This is a genomic window from Halomonas sp., assembly GCF_041689495.1.
GTDB lineage: Bacteria > Pseudomonadota > Gammaproteobacteria > Pseudomonadales > Halomonadaceae > Halomonas.
Window position 1 is genome coordinate 1 of record NZ_JBDNGD010000292.1, and the last position, 1,116, is coordinate 1,116.

The following is a 1,116-nucleotide window of genomic DNA, read 5'->3' on the forward strand; positions in this document are numbered from 1 at the left end:
GCAACCAAGTCGTGGTGGAAAGTCACTGCTGAGACCAGGTTCATTCGCCGGGAGACGCTGAGCGCGTCTTATCCCACTCGATTACGGCCCGCTTTCTTGGCCGCATACATGGCGTCGTCCGCTCGCTTGATCCACTTGTCAATGGCCATCAGAAGTGACCCACTATCGGTCAACAAAATTGACCCACCCGTGATCGTCAGCTGAGCGTCTTCTGCTTCAGCCGGTAGCCCGCCTCGATGGCCTTCTGGCCGATACCGATGCCCAAATGGGTCTTGCCCACCCCCGGTGGGCCGATGAACACCTGGTTCTCGCGGTTGTCGAGGAAGGCGAAGTCGAGCAGGGCGTTGACCTGGCGCTTGGTGATGGTGGTCTGGTGCCGGTAGTCGAACCCTTCCAACCGCTTGTCGCTGGGGAACCCCGCCTGGCGCCGTTAGAGGTCGATCCGCTTGGCCTCGCGGGTCTGGCGCTCGTGCTCCACCAGCATGTCGGCGAAGGCCAGGTAGGAGACCTCGTTGGCCTCGGCCTGGGCGGGCAGCTCAACCAGGGTGGGCTGCTGGGCAGGCTCGCCAGGTTGCACGGGGATATCATGTCACTGCAATGAGCAAGCGCTTCACATCAAGTAGGTGCCGCGCTCTTCCTCGTCGAGCTGGTCGAGCAGGCCGGTCTCCCATTCCAGATAGCGGCGGGCGGACTCCAGGTTGCCGTCGTGACGGTCATGGACGAAGAACAGGAAGTCGATGCAGTCCTCATCGGCAGGCTGGTCGGGCGTGGCCTCGAGCGGGACCCCGTCACGCCGCCAGGCGTCGAACTCCGCGGCCAGCCATCGGGGACGCGGGAAGCCGAGCGCCTCAAGACTGTTGACCAGGCAGGCGGCCACCCCGACGCTGTTCGCCACCAGGACGAGCGGTTGTTCCCGCGAAACATTCGCCAGTTGCCTGTCGAGAAGCGAGCGATTGACCCAGTGGGCATTCGGCAGATGTGCCTGGCGGTATTGCATGCTCTGTCGGGCATCCAGGCAGAGGACATCGGGCGATAACGCCTCGTCGAGAGTAGCGGGAACGAGGTCGGGCGTGTCGAAGGCAAAGCGAGCGCCACGCTCCGCGAGGCCCTCCACCA

Annotated in this window: 2 protein-coding genes and 1 pseudogene; all 3 read right to left on the minus strand. The window is 63.9% G+C overall.

All coding sequences use genetic code 11. The features are described 5' to 3' along the window. Positions 1–196: 196 nt before the first annotated feature. Positions 197–415 (minus strand): annotated as a pseudogene (locus ACESMD_RS09860) (ATP-binding protein); the annotation flags it as partial. Between the two features lie 15 nt (positions 416–430). Continuing rightward, positions 431–577: a hypothetical protein gene (locus ACESMD_RS09865; RefSeq protein WP_372612703.1), complete on the minus strand. Its 147-nt coding sequence runs from the start codon at positions 575–577 to the stop codon at positions 431–433. A gap of 33 nt (positions 578–610) precedes the next feature. Continuing rightward, on the minus strand, positions 611–1,116 hold a 506-nt coding region (locus tag ACESMD_RS09870), incomplete at its 5' end, for a rhodanese-like domain-containing protein (protein ID WP_372612705.1).